The 25,394-nt window shown below is 74.9% G+C and carries 22 protein-coding genes; 10 read left to right on the top strand and 12 right to left on the bottom strand.

What is annotated here, in order from left to right; translation table 11 throughout:
• Positions 1 to 3: 3 nt before the first annotated feature.
• The 4 genes from AB0B20_RS10300 to lpdA form a co-directional block, all read right to left on the bottom strand.
• On the bottom strand, positions 4 to 951 hold the full coding sequence (locus AB0B20_RS10300; protein ID WP_357469711.1) for a TIGR03621 family F420-dependent LLM class oxidoreductase: 948 nt from the start codon (positions 949 to 951) through the stop codon (positions 4 to 6).
• Positions 952 to 1,090: 139 nt separating this feature from the next.
• Complete coding sequence (locus tag AB0B20_RS10295) at positions 1,091 to 2,416, bottom strand: low temperature requirement protein A (protein WP_357469708.1); 1,326 nt, start codon at positions 2,414 to 2,416, stop codon at positions 1,091 to 1,093.
• 129 nt (positions 2,417 to 2,545) lie between these two features.
• The gene (gene sucB / locus AB0B20_RS10290) at positions 2,546 to 4,399 is read right to left on the bottom strand and encodes a 2-oxoglutarate dehydrogenase, E2 component, dihydrolipoamide succinyltransferase (protein ID WP_357380565.1); all 1,854 of its coding nucleotides are present in this window, start codon (positions 4,397 to 4,399) and stop codon (positions 2,546 to 2,548) included.
• 66 nt (positions 4,400 to 4,465) lie between these two features.
• Entirely contained in the window at positions 4,466 to 5,857 is a 1,392-nt protein-coding gene (lpdA, locus tag AB0B20_RS10285; protein WP_357469705.1) for a dihydrolipoyl dehydrogenase, read from the bottom strand.
• A gap of 177 nt (positions 5,858 to 6,034) precedes the next feature.
• Here lpdA and AB0B20_RS10280 point away from each other — a divergent pair, with 177 nt between their 5' ends.
• The gene (locus AB0B20_RS10280) at positions 6,035 to 6,364 is read left to right on the top strand and encodes a hypothetical protein (RefSeq protein WP_013287729.1); all 330 of its coding nucleotides are present in this window, start codon (positions 6,035 to 6,037) and stop codon (positions 6,362 to 6,364) included.
• 64 nt (positions 6,365 to 6,428) lie between these two features.
• Here the strand turns inward: AB0B20_RS10280 and AB0B20_RS10275 are convergent, their stop codons facing one another.
• Positions 6,429 to 7,997 carry a leucyl aminopeptidase gene (locus tag AB0B20_RS10275; protein ID WP_357380569.1) on the bottom strand — a complete coding sequence of 523 codons (1,569 nt, stop codon included), beginning with the start codon at positions 7,995 to 7,997 and terminating at the stop codon, positions 6,429 to 6,431.
• 166 nt (positions 7,998 to 8,163) lie between these two features.
• On the opposite strand from AB0B20_RS10275, the gene gcvT reads away from it, so the two are divergent.
• A complete protein-coding gene (gcvT, locus tag AB0B20_RS10270) occupies positions 8,164 to 9,288 on the top strand; it encodes a glycine cleavage system aminomethyltransferase GcvT (RefSeq protein ID WP_357469702.1) in 1,125 nt (374 codons plus the stop codon).
• A 10-nt stretch (positions 9,289 to 9,298) separates the two neighbouring features.
• On the opposite strand, the gene AB0B20_RS10265 is transcribed toward gcvT, so the two are convergent.
• The 4 genes from AB0B20_RS10265 to AB0B20_RS10250 form a co-directional block, all read right to left on the bottom strand.
• Positions 9,299 to 10,588 (bottom strand): DUF2314 domain-containing protein, encoded by a 1,290-nt coding sequence (locus tag AB0B20_RS10265; RefSeq protein WP_357380573.1) that lies wholly within the window; start codon positions 10,586 to 10,588, stop codon positions 9,299 to 9,301.
• Positions 10,589 to 10,651: 63 nt separating this feature from the next.
• The gene (cobS, locus tag AB0B20_RS10260) at positions 10,652 to 11,425 is read right to left on the bottom strand and encodes an adenosylcobinamide-GDP ribazoletransferase (RefSeq protein WP_357380575.1); all 774 of its coding nucleotides are present in this window, start codon (positions 11,423 to 11,425) and stop codon (positions 10,652 to 10,654) included.
• Entirely contained in the window at positions 11,415 to 13,349 is a 1,935-nt protein-coding gene (locus AB0B20_RS10255; protein ID WP_357469699.1) for a bifunctional adenosylcobinamide kinase/adenosylcobinamide-phosphate guanylyltransferase, read from the bottom strand. The genes cobS and AB0B20_RS10255 overlap by 11 nt, the downstream gene beginning before the upstream one ends.
• A 48-nt stretch (positions 13,350 to 13,397) precedes the next feature.
• Positions 13,398 to 13,607 (bottom strand): hypothetical protein, encoded by a 210-nt coding sequence (locus AB0B20_RS10250; protein ID WP_030500114.1) that lies wholly within the window; start codon positions 13,605 to 13,607, stop codon positions 13,398 to 13,400.
• A 175-nt stretch (positions 13,608 to 13,782) separates the two neighbouring features.
• On the opposite strand from AB0B20_RS10250, the gene AB0B20_RS10245 reads away from it, so the two are divergent.
• Both AB0B20_RS10245 and AB0B20_RS10240 read left to right on the top strand, forming a co-directional pair.
• On the top strand, positions 13,783 to 13,983 hold the full coding sequence (locus tag AB0B20_RS10245) for a hypothetical protein (RefSeq protein WP_120568738.1): 201 nt from the start codon (positions 13,783 to 13,785) through the stop codon (positions 13,981 to 13,983).
• Positions 13,980 to 14,774 carry a site-2 protease family protein gene (locus tag AB0B20_RS10240; protein WP_357380580.1) on the top strand — a complete coding sequence of 265 codons (795 nt, stop codon included), beginning with the start codon at positions 13,980 to 13,982 and terminating at the stop codon, positions 14,772 to 14,774. The genes AB0B20_RS10245 and AB0B20_RS10240 overlap by 4 nt, the downstream gene beginning before the upstream one ends.
• Positions 14,775 to 14,826: 52 nt before the next feature.
• Here AB0B20_RS10240 and AB0B20_RS10235 read toward each other — a convergent pair whose 3' ends face one another.
• Together AB0B20_RS10235 and AB0B20_RS10230 are read right to left on the bottom strand one after the other, a co-directional pair.
• A complete protein-coding gene (locus AB0B20_RS10235; RefSeq protein WP_357380582.1) occupies positions 14,827 to 15,825 on the bottom strand; it encodes an aldo/keto reductase family protein in 999 nt (332 codons plus the stop codon).
• 24 nt (positions 15,826 to 15,849) lie between these two features.
• Complete coding sequence (locus AB0B20_RS10230; RefSeq protein WP_357469696.1) at positions 15,850 to 17,505, bottom strand: WG repeat-containing protein; 1,656 nt, start codon at positions 17,503 to 17,505, stop codon at positions 15,850 to 15,852.
• Between the two features lie 793 nt (positions 17,506 to 18,298).
• Here AB0B20_RS10230 and AB0B20_RS10225 point away from each other — a divergent pair.
• The 4 genes from AB0B20_RS10225 to AB0B20_RS10210 all read left to right on the top strand — a co-directional run bounded on the left by AB0B20_RS10225 (position 18,299) and on the right by AB0B20_RS10210 (position 23,606).
• On the top strand, positions 18,299 to 18,535 hold the full coding sequence (locus tag AB0B20_RS10225; protein WP_357469693.1) for a hypothetical protein: 237 nt from the start codon (positions 18,299 to 18,301) through the stop codon (positions 18,533 to 18,535).
• Between the two features lie 2,407 nt (positions 18,536 to 20,942).
• Positions 20,943 to 21,794 (top strand): ABC-2 family transporter protein, encoded by an 852-nt coding sequence (locus tag AB0B20_RS10220; RefSeq protein ID WP_357380588.1) that lies wholly within the window; start codon positions 20,943 to 20,945, stop codon positions 21,792 to 21,794.
• 28 nt (positions 21,795 to 21,822) lie between these two features.
• A complete protein-coding gene (locus AB0B20_RS10215; RefSeq protein WP_357469742.1) occupies positions 21,823 to 22,623 on the top strand; it encodes an ABC-2 family transporter protein in 801 nt (266 codons plus the stop codon).
• Positions 22,620 to 23,606 (top strand): ATP-binding cassette domain-containing protein, encoded by a 987-nt coding sequence (locus AB0B20_RS10210; protein WP_357380590.1) that lies wholly within the window; start codon positions 22,620 to 22,622, stop codon positions 23,604 to 23,606. The genes AB0B20_RS10215 and AB0B20_RS10210 overlap by 4 nt, the downstream gene beginning before the upstream one ends.
• Here AB0B20_RS10210 and AB0B20_RS10205 read toward each other — a convergent pair.
• The gene (locus tag AB0B20_RS10205) at positions 23,590 to 24,150 is read right to left on the bottom strand and encodes an XRE family transcriptional regulator (RefSeq protein ID WP_357380592.1); all 561 of its coding nucleotides are present in this window, start codon (positions 24,148 to 24,150) and stop codon (positions 23,590 to 23,592) included. The genes AB0B20_RS10210 and AB0B20_RS10205 overlap by 17 nt on opposite strands.
• Positions 24,151 to 24,217: 67 nt before the next feature.
• Here AB0B20_RS10205 and AB0B20_RS10200 point away from each other — a divergent pair, with 67 nt between their 5' ends.
• Both AB0B20_RS10200 and AB0B20_RS10195 read left to right on the top strand, forming a co-directional pair.
• On the top strand, positions 24,218 to 25,090 hold the full coding sequence (locus tag AB0B20_RS10200) for an AzlC family ABC transporter permease (protein WP_357469690.1): 873 nt from the start codon (positions 24,218 to 24,220) through the stop codon (positions 25,088 to 25,090).
• A complete protein-coding gene (locus AB0B20_RS10195; RefSeq protein WP_091421090.1) occupies positions 25,084 to 25,392 on the top strand; it encodes an AzlD domain-containing protein in 309 nt (102 codons plus the stop codon). The genes AB0B20_RS10200 and AB0B20_RS10195 overlap by 7 nt, the downstream gene beginning before the upstream one ends.
• The last annotated feature ends 2 nt before the right edge of the window (positions 25,393 to 25,394 follow it).

Raw genomic sequence — 25,394 nt, 5'->3', positions numbered from 1 at the left:
TGTTCACGTTCGAGTGGGCTCGAAGTCCAGCTCTTTTCCCGCCAGCCGGGGCAGGATCGGGGCGAGCGCGTCGACGGCTCCGGCGCGTACCACGAAACGGGTGACGCCCCAGCGGCGCCGGTGCCCGGCCACCGCCGAGACGATCTCGTCGGGCGTGCCGGCTAGCACGAACGGGGTGGCCAGCACCTCCGCCGGGGTGAGCCCGGTCTCGGCGGCCGTGCCGGCGGCGGCCGCCTCGGCGTCGTCGGTCACGGCGACGTGCTGGACCAGCGCCTCCAGGACCGGCGGCGTCTCCCGGCCAGCCGCACCGGCCGCCACCTGCGCGAGCTGCGCCTCGATCTGGTCGGCCCGCCAACGGACGGTGTGCTGGTGGCCGTCGGGCAGCGTCCGGCCCAGGCCGGCCAGGCCGACCACGTCGGCGTGCCTGCCGGCCCAGCGCAGCAACGTCGAGTTGGAGGCGCCGACGGTCAGCGGGATCCGGTCCCGCACCGGCCGTGGCCGGTCGAGACGTGCCGCGTACGCGGTCAACTCCTCGGTGTCCACGGTGACCTCGTCGCCGGCCAGCAGCGCCCGTACCGCCTCGGTCACCTCGACGCAGCGGCGGACCCGGCCGGCGACGTCCGGGCGCTCGCGCCCGACGGCCCGCCACTCGGCCGGCGTGTGGCCCGCGCCGACGCCGAGCCGGGCCCGCCCGCCGGAGACCACGTCCAGGGTGGCCACGTCGGCGGCGAGCAGGATCGGCTCCCGGACGCCGGCGTTGGAGACGTACGAGCCCAGGCCCAGCGTGCTGGTCACCGCCGCGGCGGCGGCCAGCGCGACGAACGGCGACGCGCAGGAGCCGGGGTGGTCGGCCGCGAACAGCGCGTCGAAGCCGGCCGCCTCGACGGTACGGGCCAGCTCGGTCCAGCTCGCCGCGTCTGTGGGTTGGGCCTGTACGGAAAAGGTCGCCATCGCCCCAGCATCGGCGCGCGCCGGGCCGCGGGCCAGCCCGCGCGCGCCGATTCTGCCGACGGCCGAACCGTAAGGAAGGGCCCCTTCTTAACGCCTGAGGAGGTGAAAGGGCCCCTTCTTAACAGCCGGGCACCGGGGTTCACTCGCCCTCGTCGGGCCGGTCGTGCCAGCGGGCCCGCCAGGCCGCCTCGTGCGCCTCGTGGCTGGCGCGTTCCTCGAACACCAGCTTCCGCAGCGCGTGCCGGCCCTCGGCGAAGACGATCACCTCGACGGCCACCATGCCCACCGTGACGGCCGTCAGCAGGCCCAGCGCCGCCAGCCCCGGCACCCGCTCCGCGACCGGGATGGTCACGCCGAGCAGCAGCGCCGTGCCGACCCGGGTCCAGCTCAGCGTGTGCAGGGTACGCAGCTGGAACAGCATGTTGCCGCATAGGTAGCAGATGACGCCGCCGAACAGCAGCGGCACGCCGGGACCGTGTGCCGGCTCGCTCGGCGGCACGTTCGGGTCGGCGATGTCGTGCACGATCGTCTCGGCGCCGAGCGCGAACAGGATGATGCCCGCGATCATGGGCAGGAACAGGTACGCGTACGCGTCCCGGGCCATCGCCACCCGGGGGCCGTCCTGCGCGGCGTGCAACGCGATCCGGGCGGCCGGCCCGACCATGTCGTAGTGCGCCCACCAGAGCGCGGCGGTGAAGAAGATGCCGAGCACCGACGCCGTCACGGCCGGCCAGGTGGGCGGCTGCCCGAGCAGGTTGCTGCCCACGCCGACCGAGATGACCGACTCGCCCAGCGCGATGATCAGGATGAGGTCGTACCGCTCGGTCCAGTGTTCGGCCGACGCGACGCCCCAGCCCCAGGTGCCGGCGAGTATGCCGGTGCCGTACTGGAGCAGGATGGCGGCGCCCCACAGCACGTCCCGGAGCACGGCCGCCGAGAACAGGTCGTCGATCCTCGGCGGCAGCAGTGCGGCGACCAGCAGCAGCGCGGTGCTGCCGACCACCTCGGGGGCGAACCGGATCAGCTGCCGGCGCTCGTTCGGGCTGTCCCGGACGGCGTGCCGGTAGAGCAGCAGGTGCACCAGCCGCAGGACGGTGTAGCTGAGCGCCGCGACCATCGGCCCGGCCGCGTTGCCGCGCGGGTCGCGGAACGCGTTCGGCAGCGACAGCGCGAACGTGAACAGCGCGGCCATGCCGACCGTCATGAGTACCGGGACGAAGCCCTCGCCGAGGCGTACCCGGGTGGCGACCACGCTGTGCACCACCCACGACCACCAGAGCACGGCGAGGACCAGCAGCGCGTGCAGCAGCGCCCCGCCGGTCACCTGGAGCGCGGTGGCCCGGGTGATGATGAAGAACGAGAAGACGAAGACCAGGTCGAAGAAGATCTCGAACCGGTCGACCCGGGCGCCCGGGGCCACCGGCACGGCCGGCCCCAGGCGTCCCCGCCACCCGTACGAGCCCACCGGCCGAGTCTGTCAGCGCGCGTCCGGGCCGCGGGGCGATTCCGGTCAGCCCGGCCGGCGGCGTAACCCGTCCCGGCACGAGAAGGGGCGCGCGGCGTGTCGCCGCGCGCCCCTCGATCCGTCTCGGATCTACAGACCCAGCTCGGCCTCGAAGTTGCCGCCCTCCAGCCGCTCCTTCACCGCGGTGAGGAAGCGGGCCGCGTCGGCGCCGTCGATCAGCCGGTGGTCGTACGACAGAGCCAGGTAGACCATCGACCGGATCGCCACGACCTCGCCCAGCTCCGCGTCGTTCACCACGACCGGGCGCTTCACCACGGCACCCGTGCCGAGCATCGCCGACTGCGGCGACGGCACGATCGGGGTGTCGAACAGCGCGCCCCGGCTGCCGGTGTTTGTGAGCGTGAACGTCGCCCCGGCCATCTCGTCCGGGGTGATCTTGTTGGCCCGGGTGCGCTCGGCCAGGTCGGCGATCCGCTTGGCCAGGCCACCCATGTTCAGGTCACCGGCGTTGTGGATGACCGGCGTGAGCAGCCCGCGCTCGGTGTCCACCGCGATGCCCAGGTGCTCGGCGCCCGGGTAGGTGATCGTCCCGCCGTCCAGGTCCATGCTGGCCTGGATGATCGGGTACGTCTGGAGCGCCTCGATCGCGGCCACCGCGAAGAACGGCAGGAAGGACAGCTTCACGCCGTGCTTGGCCTGGAACGAGTCCTTGGCCCGCGCCCGCAGCTTGGCGACCTTGGTGACGTCGACCTCGACGACGGTGGTCAGCTGCGCCGTCTCGTGCAGGGACTGCTGGAGACGCTTGGCGATGATCGAACGGATCCGCGGCAGCTTCTCCGTGGTGCCCCGCTTGACGCTCGGCTCCGGCTTGGCAGCCGGCTGGGCCGGGGCCGGTGCGGACGGGGCAGCGGCGGCGGCCGGCGCGGGCTTGGCGGCCTTCGCCTTCTCGGCCGCCTCCAGCACGTCCTGCTTGCGGATGCGGCCACCCACGCCGGTGCCCTTGAGCGAGCCCAGGTCCACGCCGTGCTCGGCGGCGAGCTTGCGCACCAGCGGCGTCACGTACCCGGCGGCGTCCTCGCCGTGCTCGGCCGGAACGCTCCGGCGCTGCGCGGCGGCCGGCGCTGCCGGCTGCGCGGCCTCCTCGGCCTTGACCGGCTGGGCGGACTGCTCCGCCTCGGCGGCCGGCTCGTTGTAGGACGCGCCAGGGGTGGGCTCCTCGACCTTCGGCTCCGGCTTCGGCTCGGCCTTGGGCGCGGGCTTCGCCTCGGCCTTCGGCTCCGGCTTGGGCTCGGGCTTCGGCTCCGCCTTCGCGGGCGCGGCGCCGGCCACCCCGACGATCGCCAGCACGGCGCCGACGTCGGCGGTCTCGTCCTCGGCGACCTTGATCTCCTGCAGGGTGCCGGCGACCGGCGACGGGATCTCGGTGTCGACCTTGTCGGTGGAGACCTCCAGCAGCGGCTCGTCCACCTCGACGGTCTCGCCGACCTGCTTGAGCCAGCGGGTGACAGTTCCCTCGGTGACGCTCTCGCCCAGGGCCGGCATGGTTACCGGCGTGCCCTCGCCCGACGGCGCGGCGGCCTCGGCCGGCTCCTCGACGGCCGGCTGCTCGGCCTCGGCGCCTGGCTCGGCGGCGGCCTCGTCGGCCTCCTCGGCCTGCTCCGGCTCGGGGCCGGTGCCCTCGGCGGCGGCCGTCGGCTCGGTGGCCGGCTCGGCCTCCTGGGTGGGCGCCGCGCCGGCGTCCTCGCCCTCGCCGGCGATGACCGCCAGCTCGCTGCCGACCTCGGCGGTCTCGTCCTCGCCGACCACGATCCGGCTCAGCACGCCCGCCGCGGGGGACGGGATCTCGGTGTCGACCTTGTCGGTCGACACCTCGAGCAGGGGCTCGTCGACCTCGACGGTGTCACCCTCCTGCTTGAGCCAGCGCGTGACGGTGCCCTCGGTGACGCTCTCGCCGAGCCGGGGCATGGTGACCGATACCGGCATGTTCTCCAGACTCCTTCATTCCCCTGGTGGGATCATCGCCCGTCGCCGGACGCCGCGGTTGTCGTGTCAGGCGTGCGCGTGCAGCGGCTTGCCGGCCAGGGCCAGGTGCGCCTCGCCCAGAGCCTCGTTCTGCGTCGGGTGGGCGTGCACGAGCTGCGCCACCTCGGCCGGGTACGCCTCCCAGTTGTAGATGAGCTGCGCCTCGCCGATCAGCTCACCGACCCGGGCGCCGACCATGTGCACGCCGACCACCGGGCCGTCGTCCACCCGGACCAGCTTCACGTGGCCGGCGGTCTTGAGGATCTGGCTCTTGCCGTTGCCGCCCAGGTTGTAGTTGTAGGTCTTGACCTTGTCGGCGCCGTACTGCTCCTTGGCCTTCGCCTCGGTCAGGCCGACCGACGCCAGCTCCGGGTCGCAGTAGGTGACGCGCGGGATGCCGGCCTCGTCGATGACGGCCGGGTTCTTCCCGGCGATCTCTTCGGCGACGAAGATGCCCTGCTGGAAGCCGCGGTGCGCGAGCTGCAGGCCGGGCACGATGTCGCCGACCGCGTAGACGTTCGGCACGCTGGTGCGCAGCCGCTCGTCGGTCAGCACGTAGCCGCGGTCCGTCTTGACGCCCTGCTCCTCGTAGCCGAGGCCGGCGGTGTTCGGGCCGCGGCCCACGGCGACCAGCAGCAGCTCGGCCTCGACCGTGTCGCCGCCGGAGATGGTCAGCTTCACGCCCTTGTCGGTCTTCTCGACCTTCTCGAACGGCTTGCCGACCTTGAAGTTGATCTTCCGCTTGCGGAACGCCCGCTCCAGCGCCTTCGACGACTCCTCGTCCTCGGCGGCGACCAGGCGGGGCAGCGCCTCGACGATGGTCACGTCCACGCCGAAGGACTTCCAGACGCTGGCGAACTCGACGCCGATCACGCCGCCGCCGAGCACGATCGCCGAAGACGGGATGCGGTCCATGGTGAGCGCGTGGTCGCTGGTGATGATCCGCTCACCGTCGACCTCCAGGCCGGGCAGCGTCTTCGCGTACGAGCCGGAGGCCAGCACGACGTTGCGGCCGGTGTAGCGCTTGCCGTCGACCTCGACCACGTTCTTGCCGACCAGCTTGCCCTCGCCGGCCACGAAGGTGATCTTCTTGCTGCTGCCCACCAGGCCCTGCAGGCCCTTGTACAGGCGGGAGATCACGCCGTCCTTGTACGAGTTGACCGCCTTGATGTCGATGCCCACCAGCTCGGCCTTCACGCCGAACTGCTCGGACTCGCGGGTCTGGTCGGCGATCTCGGCGGCGTGCAGCAGCGCCTTGGTCGGGATGCACCCGTTGTGCAGGCAGGTCCCGCCGAGCTTGCCCTTCTCGATGAGGGCGACGGAGAGGTCCAGCTGGGCGGCACGCAGCGCCGCCGCGTAGCCGCCGCTACCACCTCCGAGGATGACGATGTCGAAGGTCGTGTCGTTCGGCTCGCTCACATCCAACTCCCAGGTCGCGTCACTGCATCGGGGGTTACGGCGGAGTAACAGGCACACCCCACCTCGGTCATCTTGTCACCACCACGGACCGGGCGCGTACCGAGGTGCCCAACGACACGTCGGTGACACGTACCCTTGGCACCGTCTTCGATCACGCGTGGGGGAGGAGTGGATTCGGTGGGGCTGTTCCGACGACGCAAGCGGGCGGCCCCGGCGAGCCGCGATCGCGCTGCCGACCGCGCCGATCTGGATCATTTGGAGAATTTCGTCCGGACCCGCAAGGGTGTCGAGGCGTACATCGAGCCCCGGACGACTGTCACCGAGACCACGATCATGCTGATCGCCGACGACGGCGAGTGGACCCGGCGCCGCGTCGGCGGGCCGGACGAGGCCCGCCGGTGGGCGCACCGGATCGCCATCCCGATCTACGACGTGCGGCTGATGGGCTACCCGCAGCGCATGCGCGACTACAACGAGCGCCGCAAGCGCCGCCCCGAGCTGTTCTGACGCGGGTGTTAAAAAGGGCCCCTTCTACGACGCGAGGCGTTAAGAAGGGGCCCTTCCTTACACGTCAGCCGTTGGTGGCGACGTCCTCGACCAGGTGCACGAGCGTACGCACCGGCACGCCGGTGCCGCCCTTGGTCCAGTAGCCGGTCGCCTCGCCCGAGTGGTAGCCCGGACCGGCGATGTCGATGTGCGCCCACGCCACGTCGTCGGTGACGAACTCGCGCAGGAACACGCCGCCCTGGAGCATGTGCCCGGCCCGGTCCATCCCGGCGTTCACCTGCGAGATGTCCGCGACGTCGGACTCCATGCCCTTGCGCACGTCGTCCGGCAGCGGCATCGGCCAGGCCGGCTCGCCGGTCGCGTCACCGGCCAACCGCACCCGCTCGCACAGCTCCGGGGTGCCCATCACGCCGGCGATCCGCTTGCCCAGCGCGATCACCTGCCCGCCGGTCAGCGTCGAGGTCTCGAACAGGTAGTCCGCGCCGTCCGCGCAGGCCCGCGCCATCGCGTCGGCAAGCACCATGCGGCCCTCGGCGTCGGTGTTGAGCACCTCCACCTTCTTGCCGTTGAACATGCTGATCACGTCGCCCGGCCGGTAGCTGGTGCCCGACGGCATGTTCTCCGCCATCGGCAGGTAGCCGGTGACCGTGACCGACGGCTTCAGCGCCGCGACCGCCAGCATGGCCGCGCCCACCGCCGCCGCGCCGGCCATGTCCGACTTCATCTCCCACATGCCCTGCGCCGGCTTGATCGAGATGCCGCCGGTGTCGAACGTGATGCCCTTGCCGACCAGCGCGACCCGCTTGCCGTTGCCGCCGCCCTCGGGGGTGTAGGTGAGCTTCACCAGCCGCGGCGGGGCCTCGGAGCCCTGCCCGACGGCCAGGATGCCGCCGTAGCCGCCGGCGGCCAGCGCCGCCTCGTCCAGCACCTCGACCTCCAGCCCCGCCTCGCGGGCGGCGGCGGAGACGACGTCGGCGAACGCCGGGGGACGCAGCTCGTTCGGCGCGGTGTTCACCCAGTCCCGGCTGGTCCGCACCGCGCCGGCCACCGCCTGCGCCCGCGCGACCTCGGCCTGCGCGGTCGCGTCGGCCGCGTCCGGCACCGCCACCAGCACCTCGGCCACCGGCTCCCGCCGGGCCGGCTGCGGCTTGGTCTTGTAGCCGGCGAACCGGTAGCCGCCCAGCAGCGCGCCCTCGGCGACCGCGCGCAGCGCGGCCGGGGCGTCGGCGTCGTCGGGCAGCGGCAGGGCCAGGGCGACGCGCGAGGCGCCGGCCAGCGCCCGCACCGCCGCGCCGGCGGCCCGGCGCAGCGACTCCGGCGCCGGAGCGGCGCCCGACGGCTCGGGGCCGAGGCCGACCGCCACGACCAGCGGCGCGGTCACCGTGCCCAGCGTGGCCAGCTTGATCACCTCGCCCGGGCCACCGGTCGCGCCCAGCAGGGCCAGCGTCTCGGTCAGCTTTCCGTCGAACGCGGCGGCGATGCTCTCCCCGCCGGTGGCCAGCAGCAGGGCGCGGGCGGGTGCGCCGCTGCCCGGCTCCGTGGTCTGGCTGTGCACGCCGATCACGATCGCGTCGACGGCGAGTTCGGCGGGGTCGGTGTCGACCAGGCTGAGGGTGGTGCGGGGCGATGTCACGAAAGCTACTCCGGGCGGGCCGGGCCGGCCGCGTCGTCGCGTACCGGCGATGAAGGTGTCTCCGGCGGCAACCTACCCGCCGGGAGGCGTGGCTGTCCCGCCGATGCGTGCCGACGGGATCCCGCCGATGCTATCCACAGCGGCCCCGGCCGGTAAGTTGCCACCCATGACCGAGGTGACCTCCGACGCCGCCGAGACCCGGCTGCGCCGCTCCCCGCTGCACGAGCGGCACACCGCGCTCGGCGCGAAGTTCGCCCCCTTCGGGGGCTGGCAGATGCCGCTCGAGTACGCCGGTGGCGGCGTGCTCAAGGAACACACGGCCGTCCGCGAGGGCGTCGGCGTGTTCGACGTCTCCCACCTGGGCAAGATCCGGGTCACCGGGCCGGGCGCCGCGGACTTCGTCAACGCCTGCCTCAGCAACGACCTCGGCCGGATCGGCCCCGGCCAGGCGCAGTACACGCTCTGCTGCGACGACGCGACCGGCGGCGTGGTGGACGACATCATCGCCTACCTGCACGCCGACGACCACGTCTTCCTGATCCCCAACGCCGCGAACACCGCCGAGGTCGCCCGCCGGTTGCGCGCCGCCGCGCCCGAGGGCGTCACCGTCACCGACGAGCACGAGGCGTACGCGGTGCTCGCCGTCCAGGGGCCGCGCTCCGCCGACCTGCTGGGCGCGCTCGGGCTGCCCACCGGGCACGACTACATGAGCTTCTCCACCGCCACGCTGGACGGTGTGGAGCTGACCGTCTGCCGCACCGGCTACACCGGCGAGCTGGGCTTCGAGCTGGTCGTGGCGTCCGAGCACGCGGTCGCCGTCTGGGACGCGCTCTTCGCGGCGGCAGGCGACGTACGCGCCTGCGGCCTGGCCGCCCGGGACACGCTGCGCACCGAGATGGGCTACCCGCTGCACGGACAGGACCTCTCCCCGGAGATCACCCCGGTGCAGGGCCGTTCCGGCTGGGCGGTGGGCTGGGACAAGCCGGCGTTCTGGGGCCGCGACGCGCTGCGCGCCGAGAAGGCCGCCGGCCCGGCCCGTACGCTGCGCGGCCTCGCCGCCGTCGACCGGGCCATCCCGCGACCCGGCATGGCCGTGTACGCGGGCGACCGGCGGGTCGGCACCGTCACCAGCGGCACGTTCAGCCCGACGCTCAAGCACGGCATCGCGCTGGCGCTGGTCGACACCGACCCGAAGCTGCCCGACGGGGACGATCTGGAGGTGGACATCCGGGGCCGCCGGGCCCGGATGCGCCTGACCAGGCCGCCGTTCGTCGAGCCGTCGGTGCGCTGAGCAGCGCGGGTCAGCCCTCGCCGCGCTCCCCGGCGTCGAGGACCGCCTGCGTCCAGCCGCCCTCCAGCACGCCGGTGCCGTCCAGCACCGCCCAGTCGACCACGTCCGACGCCTCCACCACCACGGGCGAGCCGATCCGCACGCTCGGGTCGGTGTTGGCGTCGCTGGCGCTGGCCGCGACGATCCGTTCCGGCGTGTCCCACGAGGTCACCCCGGCCCAGACGTACTCGGGGCCGTCGTCGCCGGGCAGCCCGTACTTGACCACGAGCTGGCTCTCGTCGGGCAGCCGCCCGGCCAGGAACCGGGCCCGGATGTCGCCGAGCGCCGCGCGGGCGGTCTCCACCGCGCGGCTCATCGCGTCACCGGTGCGGGTGTAGCGCACGTCCGGCTGGATGCCGTTGAACAGCGTCGCGCAGGCGGCGGCGAAGTAGCGGCCGGGCGGCCCCGGATGCCCGGGCGGCGGGCTGAGGCTCAGGAACGAGTCCGCGTCCGGGTCGGTGGCCGGGTCCAGTTCCAGCCGCAGCAGCACCGGCGCGGTCGCGCCGTGCTGCTCCGGATTGCCGTACGCGACGGCGATGTCGTGCCCGGTCACCGTGGCCAGCACCGGCAGCTGCACGAACGCCGGCACCTCCTCGCCGGTGAGCCCGTCGGTCCAGTCCCGCAGCAACCGCCGGGCCGCGCCCGTCATCACCGCGCCCCACGCCCGGGTCAGGTGGTCCGGCACGCCCTGGGCCTGCAACTCCAGCAGCCCGAACCGGCGCAGCCCCTTCGTGGTGAACCACAACCCGTCGGCGTCGGAGGAGTAGGGCACCAGCACCCAGTCGACGAGCCGGATCCGGCCCTGCTCGTCGGGCAGGGAACGCAACGCCGTGGCCGGGTCGAGGAACTGGAGCCCGAAGACGTCCACCACGTCCCCGCCGACCGTCTCGGCGACCGCCGCGGCCACCGCGCGGGCCGCCCACTCGTGCGCGGGCGGCCAGCCCGGCCGGTACTCGGCCTGCACCACCACCAGGTGGGTGGCGGCGGCCAGCCGGGCGAGCTGCTCCTCGGTGGCGCCGAACGCGGTGAGCAGGTCCGGCGGCAGCTCGGGGAACTCGTCGACGGTACGGGTGTCAACGGTCATCAGCGGGCTGTCGAGCATCTGCCGGGCCAGCCCGTGCACCGGCTCGGCGAGCCGTCCGGCCAGCCCTTCCACAGCCGTCTTCGGGCTCACCTTCGGCAGCCCGGTGATCGGCACCAGGTAGGTCGCGTCGAGCGACTCGGGCACCGGTACCGGCAGGAAGTCGTCCGTGATGAGCATGCCGTCCCCCTCGACCGCGCCGGTGCACTCGCCCCGAACGCTACCCGCCCGGACCGGTCACGCTCAGCCGGTCAGCACCAGTCCCAGGTAGGACAGCGTGGTGACGACCTCCACGAGCGCCCCGAGCACGTCGCCGGTGATGCCGCCGAAGCGGCGTACCAGGTGCCGGAGCAGCCCGGCCGCGACGGCGAGCGCGCCGAGCACGGCGAGCGGCCCCTGCCACGGACGGTCCGGGACGGCGGGCACGGCCGCCAGCGCGACGGCGAGCGCGCCGAGCGCCGGCGCGCCCCACCCGAGCGTGCCTGCGACCAGCGCGCCCAGGCCCTCGGGCCGGGCCGCCGGCACGCCGCGCCGGCAGGCCAGGCCGACGGCGAGCCGCCCGGCCGCGGTGGCCGCGACCACGGCGGCGAACGCGGCGAGCGCCCCCCGGCCGGCCAGCTCCGCGAGCACCGCGCTCTGGAGCAGGAGTACGACCACCAGCGCGACCACCCCGAACGGGCCGACGTCCGGCTGCTTCATGATCTCCAGCGCGGCCGGCCCGCGCCGGTACGAGCCGAGTGCGTCCACGGTGTCGGCCAGCCCGTCCAGGTGCAGGCCCCGGGTGAGCAGCGCGCCCAGTCCCACGGTGACCACGGCGGCGACGAGTGGTGGCGCGAGCGCGCCGGTGAGCAGCAGCACCCCGCCGAGTACGGCGCCGAGCAGCGCCCCGACCAGCGGGGCGAGCGCCATCGCGGTGCCCGCGGCGGCCCGGTCGACGCGTCCGGCGCGTACCGGTGCGGTGGTGAACGTGGTGAGCGCCAGCCGGATGCCGTCGGCGAGCCGTGCCTCAGTCGGCACGTCGGCCGGGGGAGACCGGTTCGTCGGACCCGGTCGTGGCCGGGCCCGGGCCGGCCGGCTCCGGCTCGGCGAAGTCCGGTTCGTCGTCGTCGGTCCGGCCGTCGTCGGTGCCGGTGTCGCTGTCGTCGTCGGGGCCGCCCAGCGACGGGTGCACCGGCAGCGTGGCGGCGAGCGTCAGCGCGGAGCGCAGCAGCGGCAGCGCGGCCAGCGCGGTCGCCCCCTCGCCCAGGTCGAGCCGCAGGTCCACCAGCGGGGTCAGGCCGAGCACGTCGGCGGCGAGGCGTACGCCCGGACGGCCGCCGTGGTCGGGCAGCAGGCACCAGTGCCGGGCCTGGCCGGCCAGGTCGCGGCTGACCATGGCGGCGGCGGTGCCCACCGGACCGTCCAGCAGCACCGGTACCTTGCGGGCGGTGGCGCCCAGCAGCACGCCGGTGGCCAGCGCGATGTCGCCGCCGCCCAGCTCGGCCAGCACGTCCTTGGCCTCGCGGGCGGAGCGCCGGGTGCGGTGCAGCGCGTCCCGCACCGCCGCGCAGCGGACCATCCAGGCGGCGTCGTCGATCTCGCCCTGCTCGGTTATCACCCGGCCGAGCACCGTCGGCGGCTCCGCGCCCGCGGTGGCCGCGAGCACCGCCGCGGCGGCGGTCTCGGCGCCCGCACCGCACGCGGCGAGGACCAGCAACCGCACGCCCGCGTCGGCAGCCTGCTCGGCGAGCCGCCAGCCGTAGCGCAGCGCCGCCTCCACCTCGTCGGCGGACAGCGCCGGACCGTCCTCGATCGGCGCCGAGGCGGGCGCCTCGACTATCTGGAGGCCGGCGCGGTTCTCGGCGGCGAGCCGGGCCAGCGCGCCCCGGCCGGCGCGGGCCTGCCGGGCGCGGCGGCCCGACTCACCGGGCGTCGCGCCGGCCGACGCGCCGCCCGCGTGGTCGCCCTGAATCAGAAGTACGCGAACCGAGTCCCACGGACGCGGCGTCGAGGTGCCCTGGGTGGCGGCGGCGAAACCGACCACCTGTTCCAGCACGCCGAGGCCGGCGCCGGGGAGGTCGAGGGTGGCGAGCCGGTCGACGGCCTGCGGCCCGGTGTAGTCGTCGGGCATCGGCAGTTCCATGCCCGGCTGGATGACCAGGCCGGTGGCGATCATCGGCAGCGCCATGGTCGGTGCGGCCCAGTCGCCGGTATCCGGTGCTTCGGGGGTGGCCGGTGCGGGCACCGGGGCGGCGGCGGGGGTGAGCACCTCGGGCAGCGTCACGTCCCCGGCACCGAGGTCGGCCGGTACGGCCTGGGCCGACACGGTCTGGTTCGTGGTGGCCCCGGTCGGCGCGGTGCGGATCGACGCGGCCTCGGGCGACGTGGCGGCGGGCGGCACGGCGTGCGCCGGGGTGGCCGGCTTGAGCCACGCGGTCTGCCCGGCGACCACGAGCGCGACCGCGTCGCAGGCGTCGGCGACCGCGCGGTTCGTCGCGCCGAGCGCGTCGGTGAACGCCCGGCCCAGCGGCGTGGTGGGCACCAGGGACAGGCCCACCTCCGGGCTGACCAGCACCACCCGGGCCGCGGTGGAGCGCACCGCCGTGGCCAGCTCGGTGATCGTGGCGGTGTCGTCGGCCGGCTGGTGGGCCGGGTCGAGCAGCACCGTCACCCAGCCGCCCAGGTCGTCCACGAGCAGCGTCTCGTTCGGTCCGGCGGTGGCGATCACCTCGACCAGCCGGCCCGGGTTCGCGGCCGTCTCCTCGGTGGTCCAGCTTCCCGGCCGGCGGGCGCGGTGCGCCGCGAGGCGGGTCGCCCACTCGGTGTCCTCCGGGTCCCCGGCGGGGGCGGTGGCCACGTACCGGACCGTGGGCGCGTCGGCGACCAGTGACTCGGCGAACTCGGACTTGCCGGAGCGGATACCGCCGAGCACGAGGAGGGTGTGCCACCCGTCAACGGACATGCCCCGTACCTTAGATGCCGCCGCCCGGGCGGGGCAGTGAGAGGTGGCTCATCGCGGTCGGCGCTCGGGGGCCTCGAAGCGATAGTCGTTGGGATTCACGTCAACCGGCTTCGGATCCTCCTGCCAGGCTCCCTCGCCGGGGCGGGCGAGGAGCGCGTCGAGCAGCTCCTCCCGGTCCATCTCGTGGGCCGCCTCGATGCCGCCGCGTACCGCCATCGCCCGCACCTCCTCGGTGTCCATCTCCCGCAACGGCCGCATGGTGTCCTCCCTCGCTGACGACGTCGGGCGTGGATACCCCGTTGGTGACGGCCGAACCTTGCGGGCACCCGCGCGTCGGCCCGCGCCGGTCGAGGGGTGAAGCGTCGTGGGCGGGCGACTAGGCTTGCGGAGGTTTGGCGTCCTGCGGGACGACGGCGGCGAGGGGAGACGCGGCATGGCGTGGAGCTGGCGGTACGAGGGCACGAACGGCGACGCGGTCGACGGACCCGCCGAATCGTTCACGAGCCAGGCGGACGCCGAGTCGTGGATCGGCCAGACCTGGCGGGAGCTCGCGGCATCCGGCGTCACCACAGTCGTGCTCGTCGAGGACGACCGGGTGGACTACCGGATGAGCCTGCAACCCCCGGCCGAATGACCGGCTACGACCGCCCGGGTGAGCCGCTGGTCCTCGGCGTGCCCCGGGCGGCGTTCCGGCCGAGCCCGATCTTCCTGGCCCTGGTGGCGCTCTTCGTCGCCTCCGGGGTGATGACCTGGAACCGGTACGGCAACGTCGGCTTCGACGTGTTCCTCTTCGTCGTCTCCGGCTGGCTGGTCTCGCTCTGCCTGCACGAGTACGCGCACGCCGTGGTCGCGTACCGGGCCGGCGACCGGGACATCGCGCACCGCGGCTATCTCACGCTCAACCCGCTGAAGTACACCAGCCCGCTGCTGTCCATCGTGCTGCCGGTCGTCGTGGTGCTGCTCGGCGGCATCGGCCTGCCCGGCGGCGCGGTCTGGGTCGACCGGCACTCCATCCCCGGCCGGCTGCGGCACACGCTCGTCAGCCTGGCCGGGCCCGCCACGAACGTGCTGTTCACGCTGGTGCTGGTGGCGGCCGTGGCGTGGGGGCCGGAACTGGGCGGGCCGCTGGAGTTCTGGGCCGGCGTCGGACTGCTCGCGTTCCTCCAGCTCACCGCCAGCGTGCTCAACCTGCTGCCGGTGCCGGGCCTGGACGGCGGCAACATGCTCCAGCCCTGGCTCAGTCCCGCCTACCGGCGGATGTACGACCTGTTCGCCCCGTACGGCTTCATCCTGCTGTTCGCGCTGCTGTGGAGCCCGCAGATCAACAGGGTGTTCTTCGGCGCGGTCTTCGCGGTCGGCGACGCGCTCGGCCTGCCGCGCGAGCTGTACCAGATCGGCTACGCCCTGATCCGCTTCTGGGAGTAGCCGGCCCGGTCGTCCCCGGGCCGGCGCGAACCGGCCCGGGAACGACGCGACGTCACGGGCGCTGGGCCGGGCTCTCGGTCTTCGCCGGGTCCCGCTCGGTGACCGGCTCGACGATCTCGTCGATCGCCTTGAGCAGGTCGGCGTCGAGCTTCACGCCCGCCGCCTTCACGTTGTCGTGCACCTGCTCCGGCCGGGACGCGCCGACGATCGCCGAGGCGACGTTCGGGTTCTGCAGCACCCACGCGACGGCGAGCTGCGGCATGGTCAGCCCGGCCTGCTCGGCCAGCGGCTTGAGCCGCTGCACCCGGGTGAGCACGTCGTCGGTCATGAACCGGGCGATGAACCCCGCCCCGGACTTCTCGTCGGTGGCGCGGGAGCCGGCCGGCGGCGGCTGGCCCGGCAGGTACTTGCCGGACAGCACCCCCTGGGCCATCGGCGACCAGACGATCTGGCCGATGCCCAGCTCCTCGCTGGTGGGGACGACCTCGGTCTCGATGACCCGCCACAGCATCGAGTACTGCGGCTGGTTCGAGATCAGCGGGATGCGCAGCTCGCGGGCCAGCGCGTGCGCCTCGCGCAGCTGGGACGCCTTCCACTCGGAGACGCCGATGTAGTGCGCCTTGCCGGAGTGGACGACGTCGGCGAACGCCTCCATCGTCTCCTCCAGCGGCGTGCTGTAGTCGTAGCGGTGGGCCTGGTAGAGGTCCACGTGGTCGGTCTGGAGACGACGCAGCGAACCGTCGATCGACTCCATGATGTGCTTACGGGACAGACCCCTGTCGTTGCGGCCGGGACCGGTCGGCCAGTAGACCTTGGTGAAGATCTCCAGCCCTTCGCGACGCTCGCCCTTGAGCGCGCGGCCGAGCACCGACTCGGCGCGGGTGCCCGCGTACACGTCGGCGGTGTCGAAGGTGGTGATGCCGCTGTCGAGGGCGGCCCGGACGCAGGCGACCGCCGCGTCCTCCTCCACCTGCGAGCCGTGGGTGATCCAGTTGCCGTACGAGATCTCGCTGACCATCAGGCCGGAGCGGCCCAGGTGACGGAATTCCATGCTCCGACCCTAGACCCGCCCGGGTCAGAGCACCGGGCTGGCGTCGGCCAGCAGTCTGTCGATCTCCGCGACCACCGCCGAGCGGCCCGGGTGCACCGGGTCGATGAGCGGCTCGCCGCGCCGGTCCAGCGCCCCCCACCGGCCCGACTCGGCGGCGAACAGGAACGCCACCGGGTGCACCACCACCGTCGGGTACGCGGGCGTCACCACCACCCGTCCGGTCCGGTCCACCACGCCCCGGCGGCCGGCCAGCTCGACCACCGCCAGTCCGTCGGCGGTGAACCCGTCGGCCTCCCGCCCGTCCGCCAGCGGCGTGCCGATCCGGTGGTAGCGGGTCGGCACCACCACCTCGCCGGCGAGGTCCACCGCGCCCCAGCCGCCGTTCTGCCGTACCGCCGCCAGGCCGTTGCGGAACGGCCGGGCCTCCTCGTAGCCGGGCGGGATCTTCACGATGTTCATCCGGTCGACGGCCATCCACCGGCTCTTGCCGTCCATCGACACCCAGGACAGCCCGTCGGAGAAGGGCAGCACCGACCGGTAGCCGTTGTTCGCCTCGATCAGCGCCGCGCCGGACGTGTCGATCAGCGCCCAGCGGGACGCCTCCGGTCGCCGTACCCAGGCCAGTCCCTCGTGGAACGGCTGCGCCTCGGCGTACCGGTGCGCGATGACCATCTCGCCGTCGGCGTCCGCGTACCCCCAGAGCCGCTGTTCCTCGTCGAACGTCGCCACCGGCGGACGTGGCGTGCCGAGCACCTCCTCGGGCCGGCGCGGCGCGGGCCCGAACCCGTCGGCGGCGGCCCGTTCGGCGACCGCGTCCAGCGCGACCTCGACCCGGGCGTTGAGCTGTGCGTCCTCGCCGTGACGCAGGTCCAGCGCCCGCTCGAAGTGCAGGCACGCCTCGGTCAGCCGGCCCTGGTCGTAGCAGCAACGCCCGGCGTGCTCGTGCAGCAGCGCGCGCAGCCGGTCCGGCAGCTCCGGCGAGTTCGCCTCGGCGAACAACCGGTCCGCCTCCGCGTGGTCACCCCGCCACCGCAGCGCCTCGGCGAGCCGCGCGCGGGCCAGCGCGGTCCGCCGGAACTCGCCGGTAGCCTCGGCGTACGTGACGGCCAGCCGCGCGTCGTCCAGCGCGTCGTCAAGGTCACCGAGGACCCGGGACGCCACCGCGCGCAGGCTGAGCAGCCGGGCCCGGCTGCGGTTGTCGAGCGCCGTGTCCAGCTTGCCGGTCAGCCCGTCCCGGATGACCCGCAGCCGCGCCGGATCGGGCGCCTCCTCGCGCAGCGTCCGCGGGTCCAGCCGCCAGGCGACAGCGGCGAGGGCCTGCTCCGGGTCCGCCGGGGGCGGCGCCGCCGGTTCGGGGGTACGCGGAGACGGCGCGTCGTCGGTCCGGCCGGCCGGGTCGGGTCGTGCTGCCGGCTCGCTGTCGTGCTCCGGTTCGGCGGGTTCGGTGGCGGGCTCGTCGGTCGCCGTCCCGGCGGGCGTCACCGGGGTGTCCTGCGGCGTGCCGGCGGGTTCGGCCGTGTCGGTGGCAGGCTCGTCTGCCGGTGCGGGCTCGGTGGGCGCGATGCCGGTGTGGCCGCCCTCGGCAGGTCCCGTGGTGTCGGCTTCGGCGGTTGCGGTGGCGCCGGTCGTGGTGCGGCTGGGCGCGGGTTCGTCGTCGGCCGCCTGCGGGGCCGGCGTCACGTCGGTGTGGCCGGCGTCGACCGGATCCGCCGTGCTGCCGGGACTGTCGCCGGTTGCGGGTGCGGTGGGCGTGACCTCCGCACGATCGGCGTCGGCCGATACCGGCGTGCCGCCTGCCGGTGCGCGGTCAGCGTCCCCGGGATGCGCGTTGCCGAGGTCTGCGTTTCCAGGGTCCGTGGGCGCCCCGCCTGGCGTGCCCTGCTCGTCGTCAACGGCGCGGGCGGGCGTGCGCGGGTGCCCGGCCGCCGGACCGGTGGTCGTCGCGGCGTCCACCTGTGTGCCGGCGGCCGGTGCGGAAACGCGCGTTGGCTCGGTGGTGGGCGCGGGCTCGGTCGTCGCCTCCGGGGCGGGGCCGGTCGGCCCACCAGCGGTGGATGTGGGTACGGGGCCGGCCGCTGCGCCGACGGGCGGCACCGCCACGTCGGCGGGCCCCCGCGTGGCATCGCCGGTCGCCGGCTCGGCCCCGTCCGTCGAAGCTCTTGGTACGAAAGGGCCCTCGGAAGGGCCGGAATCTTCCAAGATCTCTGACGGTTCCGCGTTCTGCGAGGGTGAGGGGACGGGCTGGTTCGGGCGGAACCACGCCTCGGCGCCGGAGGCCGTGACCGGGGAGGTCTTGTCCGTCGGGCCGTGCTCTGCCCGTTCCGCCGGCTCGACGGTGCGGGCGGTGGTCTCCCCGGCCTCACGCCGTGCTGTGCCGGCCGTCGTTGCGGCGTCCACGACGCCCTCCTGGCGGTCGGCCTCGGTGGCCGGTGTGGGCAGGGCGGCTACTTCGGACTGACGACGATCGGCAGCCGTGCCCGGCGTGACCGCGCCGTCCACAGTGCCCGGCGTGACCGCGCCGTCCACAGTGGCCTCGGGCCGGCTGGCTACGCCCGCCTCGGCGGCGGGTCGGGAGACGATCGGAACCGGTGGGGTGACCTGGCGCTCCACCGGGTCGGTGGGCGTGGGCATGGCCGGCTCGGTCGGACCGGCCGGCGCGGGTACGGCCGACTGGTCGGCGGGCGCCCCGGCAGGTGTGGCGCCGGGGTAGGCCGGCGGTGCCGGACGAGCCGACGCGGCCGCAACCGGGTTCGCCCGATCGACGGGAGGCGGGCCGTGACGATCGCCGCTCCGGTCCTGCTGTGGTGCCGGCCGGGTCGCGCCTTCGCTCCGGTCTGCCGACGGCGCCACGGGGGTGCCCGTGCCGGGAGCCGGGGCGCCCGCGACAGGCACGCCGGACCCCGGCGCAGGAGACGTGGGTCGTGGGGCGTCGCCGGTTCGGGGCACGGCCGGGCCGTCACCGGGGCGGACGGGCGCAGCCGGCGGCGGCACGGGGCCGGGTCGTTCCGGGCTGAACCGGGGACGGGCGTCGGGGCGCGTGTGTGCGGCCGGTTCGACGGGTGCCGTCTCCCGGCCGTCACCGACCGGGGCAGGCGGGTGCGCGGCAGGCCGTACCGGCCACTGCGCCGGCGGCGAGGACCTGGGCGAATCCGACGGTGCCGGCCTGCGTACGCCCGGTGCCGCCTGGGGATCGCCCGGCGCCGCCAGCCGGTCGTGCGACGGTGCCGGCGGCGTACGGTGGTCGGCCGGCGGTGCCGGACCCCGATCGGGTGATCCCGGCCGGTGCCCGTCCGGGCGTGCCGGCCACTGCGGGGCATGGGCCTCGGGACGGGCGGTGAGGTCCGGCTGCGGCCGGCCGGGCTCAGCGCGGGGCGGGGCGGTGGGCGGCCGGGTGGCGGAGGGCCGGGAGCGCGGCTCGTCGCGGGAACCGGCGAGGTCGGGCTGGTCGCCCGGGCCGGCCGGCCGGGTGGCCGGACGGCCGGAACCGCCCTGCTCCGGGTGGCGTACGTCGGCGCGGGCGGCTTCGGACGGCGGTATCGGGTACCGCTGCGCCGCCGGCCGGTCCGTGGTCGGGCGCCGGCGTTCGTCCGGCTGCCGTGGATCCGCCTCCGGGCGGGAACGTGGCCCGACGATCGGCCACTCGCCCTGGTGCGGGCGGGGGCGGTCGGCCGGTTGACGCTGATCGTGCCACCGCTGGTCGGCAGCGGGACGCGAGGCGCCGTAGCGGTCGGGCTCGGTCTGCGCCCGGCCGTTCTCCGGCGCGCGACGCTGGGCCTCGGAGTACGCGGCAGCCTCCCGGCCCGGCGCGCGGCCGTCCACCGGCTCCCGCCGGTCCACCGGCTCATGCCCGTCCGCCGGAGGGCGCCGGTCCGGCTCGCGCCGGCCGTCACGGTGCGGTTCGCGCCAGCCGTCGCGCGCCGGTCCGGCCCATCCCGCCGCGTCCCGCACCGGCGGAGTCACAGTGCCGTCGCGCCGGTCGACGGAGCGCCCGGTGCCGTGGTCACGCCGTCCGTCCGACGGGGATTCCCGGCGGTCGTCCGGGAAGACGCCACGGCGTCCGTCGGACGGAGACTCGCGACGCCCGGTGGGGGAGTGGTCGGGCTGCCGCGCGTCGGGCGCGGCACCCCACCGCTGTCCCGACGCGGCCGGCCGGCCGTCGGCCGGGTGCGGGCGATCGGCCCGGCGCTCGGCGGCGTGCGGGAACTCGTTCGGCTCCGGCATCCAGCCTTGCTGGGACGGCCGGCGCGGCGCGGCGTCGGGGCGCGTCCAGCGTTGGTCGAGACGCTCGGGCGGCACCGGCGGTCCGGGTCGATGCCGGTCCTCCGGCCAGGGCCGCCGTCCGTCCGCGCCGGGTCCGTCCGGGTGCCCACGCCGGTCGTCCGGTGCGTACCCGCCGCGACCCGCCGGGTACGCCCCGCGGGAAGCCGCCGGACCGTTCGACTCGGCCCCGCGCGGGCCCGCCGGACTCGTCGGGTACGTGCCGTACGGATCGGCCGGACTGACGGGGTACGTGCCGTGAACGCCGGCCGGACTGACGGGGTATGGCCCATGTGCGCCGGCCGGACTGACCGGATCGGCCCGGCGCGGACCGGCCGGGCTGACCGGATGCGTGCCGTGCGGCCCGGCCGGGTTGACCGGGTGCGTACCGTGCGGGCCGGCCGGGCTGACGGGATACGAGTCGTGCGGCGCAGCCGGGCTGACCGGGTAGGGGCCGTGTGGACCGGCCGGGCTGACCGGGTACGCGTCACGGGGAGCGGCCGGGCTGACCGGGTCGGCGGCGGGATTGACCGGGCGTACCTCGGCCCGGCCGACCACGGCGCGGGGGCGCGGCGTCAGGTTCTCGATGCCGATGTCACCCGGGTAGCGCTGCCCGGGGAACTGCGGCTGCCATTCGTGGGTGGGCTCGGCGGCCCAGGCCGGTTCGGCCGGCTCGCGCCAGCTGCCCCAGCCGCTCATCGGCAACCCCTCCCGCCGCTCGCGCGGGACGGCCCCGGGGCCGGCTCGCGTCGCTCGCTCACGGCGGTGTCACCTCATTGGAAATTCTCGCGCTGGGGCCCGGACATGCCGGTACAGTCGCCCGGTCCAGCACGTCGTGGCTGCGGAAGGAGGGTAACGGCGTGGGCTCGGTCACCGCCACTGTGGCACCACCCACCGGCGCACACGTTACCCCATGGTTTCGGACATTCGGCGCGATCGCGGCGGCCGGGTTCCGGCGGCACGCGACCTACCGTCAGGCGGCCGTGGCGGGGTTGTGCACGAACACCGTGTTCGGCTTCCTGCGCTGCTACATCTTCCTCGCCGCCACCGGCGCGGCGGGCACCGTGGCCGGCTACGACCGGGCGCAGCTCGCCACGTTCGTCTGGGCCGGTCAGGGACTGCTCGCGGTGATCGCCATCTGGGGCTGGACCGATCTGGCCGACCGGATCCGTACCGGTGAGGTGGCCGCCGACCTGCTGCGGCCGGTGCACCCGGTGACCAGCTACCTCGCCACCGACCTGGGCCGGGCCGGGTTCGCGTCGCTGGTCCGGATGGTGCCGCCGCTGGTGGTCGGCCCGTTCTTCTTCGCCGTGTACGTGCCCCGGCACTGGGCCACGGTGCCGCTGTTCCTGCTCTCCGCGCTGCTCGCGGTGGTGGTCTGCTTCGGTTGCCGCTACCTGGTGAACGCCACCGCGTACTGGCTGCAGGACGTCCGGGGCCCGATGATCCTGTGGACGCTCGGCTCCGGTGTGCTGGCCGGGCTCTACTTCCCGCTCGGCTTCCTGCCGGGCCCGCTGGAGACGGTCCTGCGGTACGCCACGCCGTTCCCCAGCATCCTCCAGGTGCCGCTGGACGTGCTGGTCGAGCGGGAGCCGATGGCCACCGGTCTCACCCTGGTCGCGGTGCAGGCCGGCTGGGCGGTGCTGCTGCTGGCGCTGTGCCGGCTGGTGCAGCGCCGCGCCGAACGCCGTCTGGTGGTCCAGGGTGGCTGAGCGCGGCAGCGCGCCCAGGGTGGCTGACCTGGCTGAGCTGAGGGCGTACCGGGCGCTGCTCGGTGCGCAGGCGCGGTCGCAGGCGTCGTACCGCACCTCGTTCGTGGTGGACCTGGTCGGGAACGTGGGCGCCACCGTGTTCGACGTGGTCACCGTCCTGGTGATCTTCGGCGTGACGCGGGAGCTGGGCGGCTTCACGCTGCGCGAGACGCTCGTCGTGGTCGGCCTGTCGTCGTGCGGCTTCGCCGCCGCCGACCTGCTGGTCGGCAACATCGAACGGCTTCCCCGGTACGTGCGCACCGGCCTCTTCGACGCCGTGCTGGTACGCCCGCTCGGTGCGCTGCCGCAACTGCTGCTGATGGACCTGCCGCTGCGCAAGCTGTCCCGGGCCGTGTTCGGGCTCGCCGTGCTGCTGTTCGCGCTCGCCTCGGCCGGCATCGACTGGACGCCGGGGCGGGTCGCGCTGGCGGTGGTCGCCCCGCTGGCCGCCGTGGTCTTCTTCGGCTCGGTCTTCGTGCTGACCGCGACCGTGTCGTTCTACTGGGTCGACTCGGGTGAGCTGGCGAACGCTGTCACCTACGGCGGGCGCGACTTCACCTCGTACCCGGTCACCGTGTACGGCGGGTGGTTCCGCGCGCTGTTCGCGTACGGGATGGGGTTCGCCTTCGTCAGCTACCACCCGGCGCTGGCGCTGCTGGGCCGCGCCGACCCGCTCGGCCTGCCGTCCTGGACGGGCTGGGCCGCGCCGGGCGTCGCGGTGGTCGCCGCGGCGCTGGCCGCCCTGGCCTGGCGCGTCGGGGTCCGTCACTACCGGAGTACGGGGTCATGAGCGTCATCGAGATGGACGGTCTGCGCAAGGAGTTCACGGTCCGGGTGAAGGCCGGGCCGCTGCGGCGCGAGAAGCGGACGGTGACCGCCGTCGACGGGGTCGACCTGCGGGTGGAGCGCGGCGAGATGCTCGGCTACATCGGCCCGAACGGCGCCGGGAAGTCGACCACGCTGAAGATGCTCACCGGCGTGCTGACGCCGTCGGCGGGGCGGGCTCGGGTGTGCGGGCTGCGCCCGGTGGCCGACCGGACCCGGCTGGCGCTGCGCATCGGTGTGGTGTTCGGGCAGCGCTCGCAGCTCTGGTGGGACCTGCCGCTGCGGGACTCGTTCGACCTGCTGCGGCACGTCTACCGGGTGCCGGCCGGCGAGCACGCGGCCCGGCTGGCGCGCTGCCGGGAACTGCTCGACCTGGACGGGTTCCTGGACACTCCGGTCCGGCAGCTCTCGCTGGGTCAGCGGATGCGCGGCGAGCTGACCGCGGCGCTGCTGCACGGCCCGGAGGTGCTGTTCCTGGACGAGCCGACGATCGGCCTGGACGTGGTCAGCAAGCAGGCGGTACGCGGCTTCCTGGCCGAGCTGGGCCGGGCCGGGGACACCACGCTCGTGCTCACCACCCACGACCTGGCCGACATCGAGCGGCTGTGCCGGCGGCTCGTGGTGATCGACCACGGGCGGGTGGTGCACGACGGGTCGATCGCCGAGCTGCACCGCCGGTACGGCTCACGCCGGATGGTGGTCGCCGAGCTGGACGCGGCGCTGCCCGAGCCGCCGGTGCTGCCCGGCGCCCCGGTGCAGCGGGTGGAGGCGGACGGGCGGCGGCTGGTCTTCGCGCTGGAGCGGGCGAGCGTCGCCGAGGTGGTGGCCGGGCTGGCCGGCCTGACCACGCTGCGGGACATCTCGATCGTGGAGCCGGACATCGAGGAGGTGGTGACGCGGCTCTACCGGGCGCCGGCCGAGACGTCAGCGGTCACGGGTGCTCCATGACGAGTACGGCGAAGGTGCCGGGGGCCAGCGCCTCGTACCGGTGCGGGATGTCACCGGGGAAGGCGGCGTAGTCGCCGGGTCCCAGCTCGACCGGGTCGGCCTCCGGGCCGACGCGCATCCGGCCGGCGGCGACCACGACGTGCTCGACGCTGCGCGGGGTGTGCGCCTCGGCGATCCGTACCGCGCCGGGTTCCAGCTCCATCACGTAGACGTCGCGGCGGGCGTGCGGCGCTCCGGCGGCGAGCAGGGTGGCCGAGAAGTCGGCGTGCTCGGACCGGATCCGGGGCCCCTGCCCGGCGCGTACCACCCGGACGGCGGCGGTGGGCGGTTCGACCAGGCGGCTGAACGGTACGTCCAGCGCGACGCCGAGCGCCCAGAGCGTCTCCACGCTGGGGTTGCCGGCGCCGGACTCCAACTGGGACAGGGTGGACTTGGCGATCCCGGCGCGGCGGGCCAGCTCGGTCAGCGACAGGCCCGCCCGCTCGCGCTCGCGGCGCAGCGCGGCGGCGATGGTGGCGAGCGGGGGAGCGGGGTCTATCGCCATGTGTTCGCTCCATCGGTCGGTTTGTTCGGTTTGACGAACAAGCGTGCTCCCGTTCAGGATAATGGACATGCGTACGGCATACCGAACGGGCGACGCCCGGGTGCTCCGCGACGTCGCCGCCATCGGCGCGGCGATGCTCGCCGTCGGCGCGTCGTTCGGTGCCATGGCGGTGGCCGCCGGCCTGCCGGTCTGGGCCACACTGGCCATGTCGGCGCTGGTCTACGCCGGGGGCGCCCAGTTCATGGCCGTCGGGCTCGTCGCGGCCGGCAGCCCGCTCGCGGCTGTCCTCGCCGGCCTGCTCCTGAACGCCCGGCACCTGCCGTTCGGCCTGGCTCTCGGCGGCGCGCTGGGCACCCGGCGGACGCAGCGGCTGCTCGGCAGCCACCTGATGACCGACGAGGCGACGGCGTTCGCGCTGGCCCGTCCGGCCGGGCCGCAGCGGCGCCGGGCGTTCTGGCTCGCCGGGGTGCTGCTGTTCCTCGCCTGGAACGCCGGCACCGCGCTCGGCGTGCTCGCCGGTGGCGCGGCCGGCGACCCGGCCGCCCTGGGACTCGACGCCGCGTTCCCGGCCGGACTGGCCGCCCTGCTGCTGCCCAGCCTGCGCGACCGGGAGACCCGCCGGGTGGCGATTCTCGGCGCCGTACTCGCCGTGCTGGCGACCCCGCTGCTGCCGGCCGGGCTGCCGGTGCTGCTCGCGCTCGCCGCGCTGGCCCTGCCTCTGCTGGCCCGCCACCGCTCACCCGCCGCGGCGGACGACGCGGATGCCGCACCGCCCGGCGCGAACGCCGCACGGCCCGGCGCGGATGCCGCACCGCCCGGCGCGGATGCCGCGCTGCGGGACGCGGATGCCGTGCCGTCTGACCGGGACGCCGCCCCGGACGGGACCGCCGGCGAGGCGGCTGACGGCCGGAGCGTGCGGGCGGGGGAGGTCTCGTGCTGATCGCGGTGATCCTCGCGCTGGCCGCCGGCACCTACGGTTTCCGGGTCGCCGGTGTGCTGCTGCGGGACCGGCTGGACCTGCCCGAATGGGCCCGCCACCTGCTGCCGGTCGGCGCCGCGACGCTGCTGGCCGCGCTCGCCGCCACCGCGGCGCTCACCGAGGCCGGCGGCTTCGCCGGCTACGCCCGGCCCGCCGGAGTGCTCGTCGGCCTGCTGCTCGCCTGGCGCCGGGCCCCGTTCGTGCTGGTCGTGGTCGCGGCGGCGGCCACCACCGCGGTGTTGCGCCTGCTCGGGGTGGCCTGACA

The organism is Micromonospora sp. NPDC049151 (assembly GCF_040648395.1).
Lineage (GTDB): Bacteria > Actinomycetota > Actinomycetes > Mycobacteriales > Micromonosporaceae > Micromonospora.
The sequence above is the reverse complement of the archived record's forward strand: the minus strand, read 5'-3'. Positions and strand labels throughout refer to the sequence as shown.

What these genes read in the sequence shown, in the direction of transcription:
- AB0B20_RS10205 (WP_357380592.1), bottom strand. Translation starts at nt 24,150, where the DNA reads ATGGCGATAGACCCCGCTCCCCCGCTCGCCACCATCGCCGCCGCGCTG.
- AB0B20_RS10245 (WP_120568738.1), top strand. Translation starts at nt 13,783, where the DNA reads ATGGCGTGGAGCTGGCGGTACGAGGGCACGAACGGCGACGCGGTCGAC.
- AB0B20_RS10200 (WP_357469690.1), top strand. Translation starts at nt 24,218, where the DNA reads ATGCGTACGGCATACCGAACGGGCGACGCCCGGGTGCTCCGCGACGTC.
- AB0B20_RS10250 (WP_030500114.1), bottom strand. Translation starts at nt 13,607, where the DNA reads ATGCGGCCGTTGCGGGAGATGGACACCGAGGAGGTGCGGGCGATGGCG.
- AB0B20_RS10300 (WP_357469711.1), bottom strand. Translation starts at nt 951, where the DNA reads ATGGCGACCTTTTCCGTACAGGCCCAACCCACAGACGCGGCGAGCTGG.
- AB0B20_RS10240 (WP_357380580.1), top strand. Translation starts at nt 13,980, where the DNA reads ATGACCGGCTACGACCGCCCGGGTGAGCCGCTGGTCCTCGGCGTGCCC.
- sucB (WP_357380565.1), bottom strand. Translation starts at nt 4,399, where the DNA reads ATGCCGGTATCGGTCACCATGCCCCGGCTCGGCGAGAGCGTCACCGAG.
- AB0B20_RS10255 (WP_357469699.1), bottom strand. Translation starts at nt 13,349, where the DNA reads ATGTCCGTTGACGGGTGGCACACCCTCCTCGTGCTCGGCGGTATCCGC.
- AB0B20_RS10235 (WP_357380582.1), bottom strand. Translation starts at nt 15,825, where the DNA reads ATGGAATTCCGTCACCTGGGCCGCTCCGGCCTGATGGTCAGCGAGATC.
- gcvT (WP_357469702.1), top strand. Translation starts at nt 8,164, where the DNA reads ATGACCGAGGTGACCTCCGACGCCGCCGAGACCCGGCTGCGCCGCTCC.
- AB0B20_RS10210 (WP_357380590.1), top strand. Translation starts at nt 22,620, where the DNA reads ATGAGCGTCATCGAGATGGACGGTCTGCGCAAGGAGTTCACGGTCCGG.
- AB0B20_RS10265 (WP_357380573.1), bottom strand. Translation starts at nt 10,588, where the DNA reads ATGCTCATCACGGACGACTTCCTGCCGGTACCGGTGCCCGAGTCGCTC.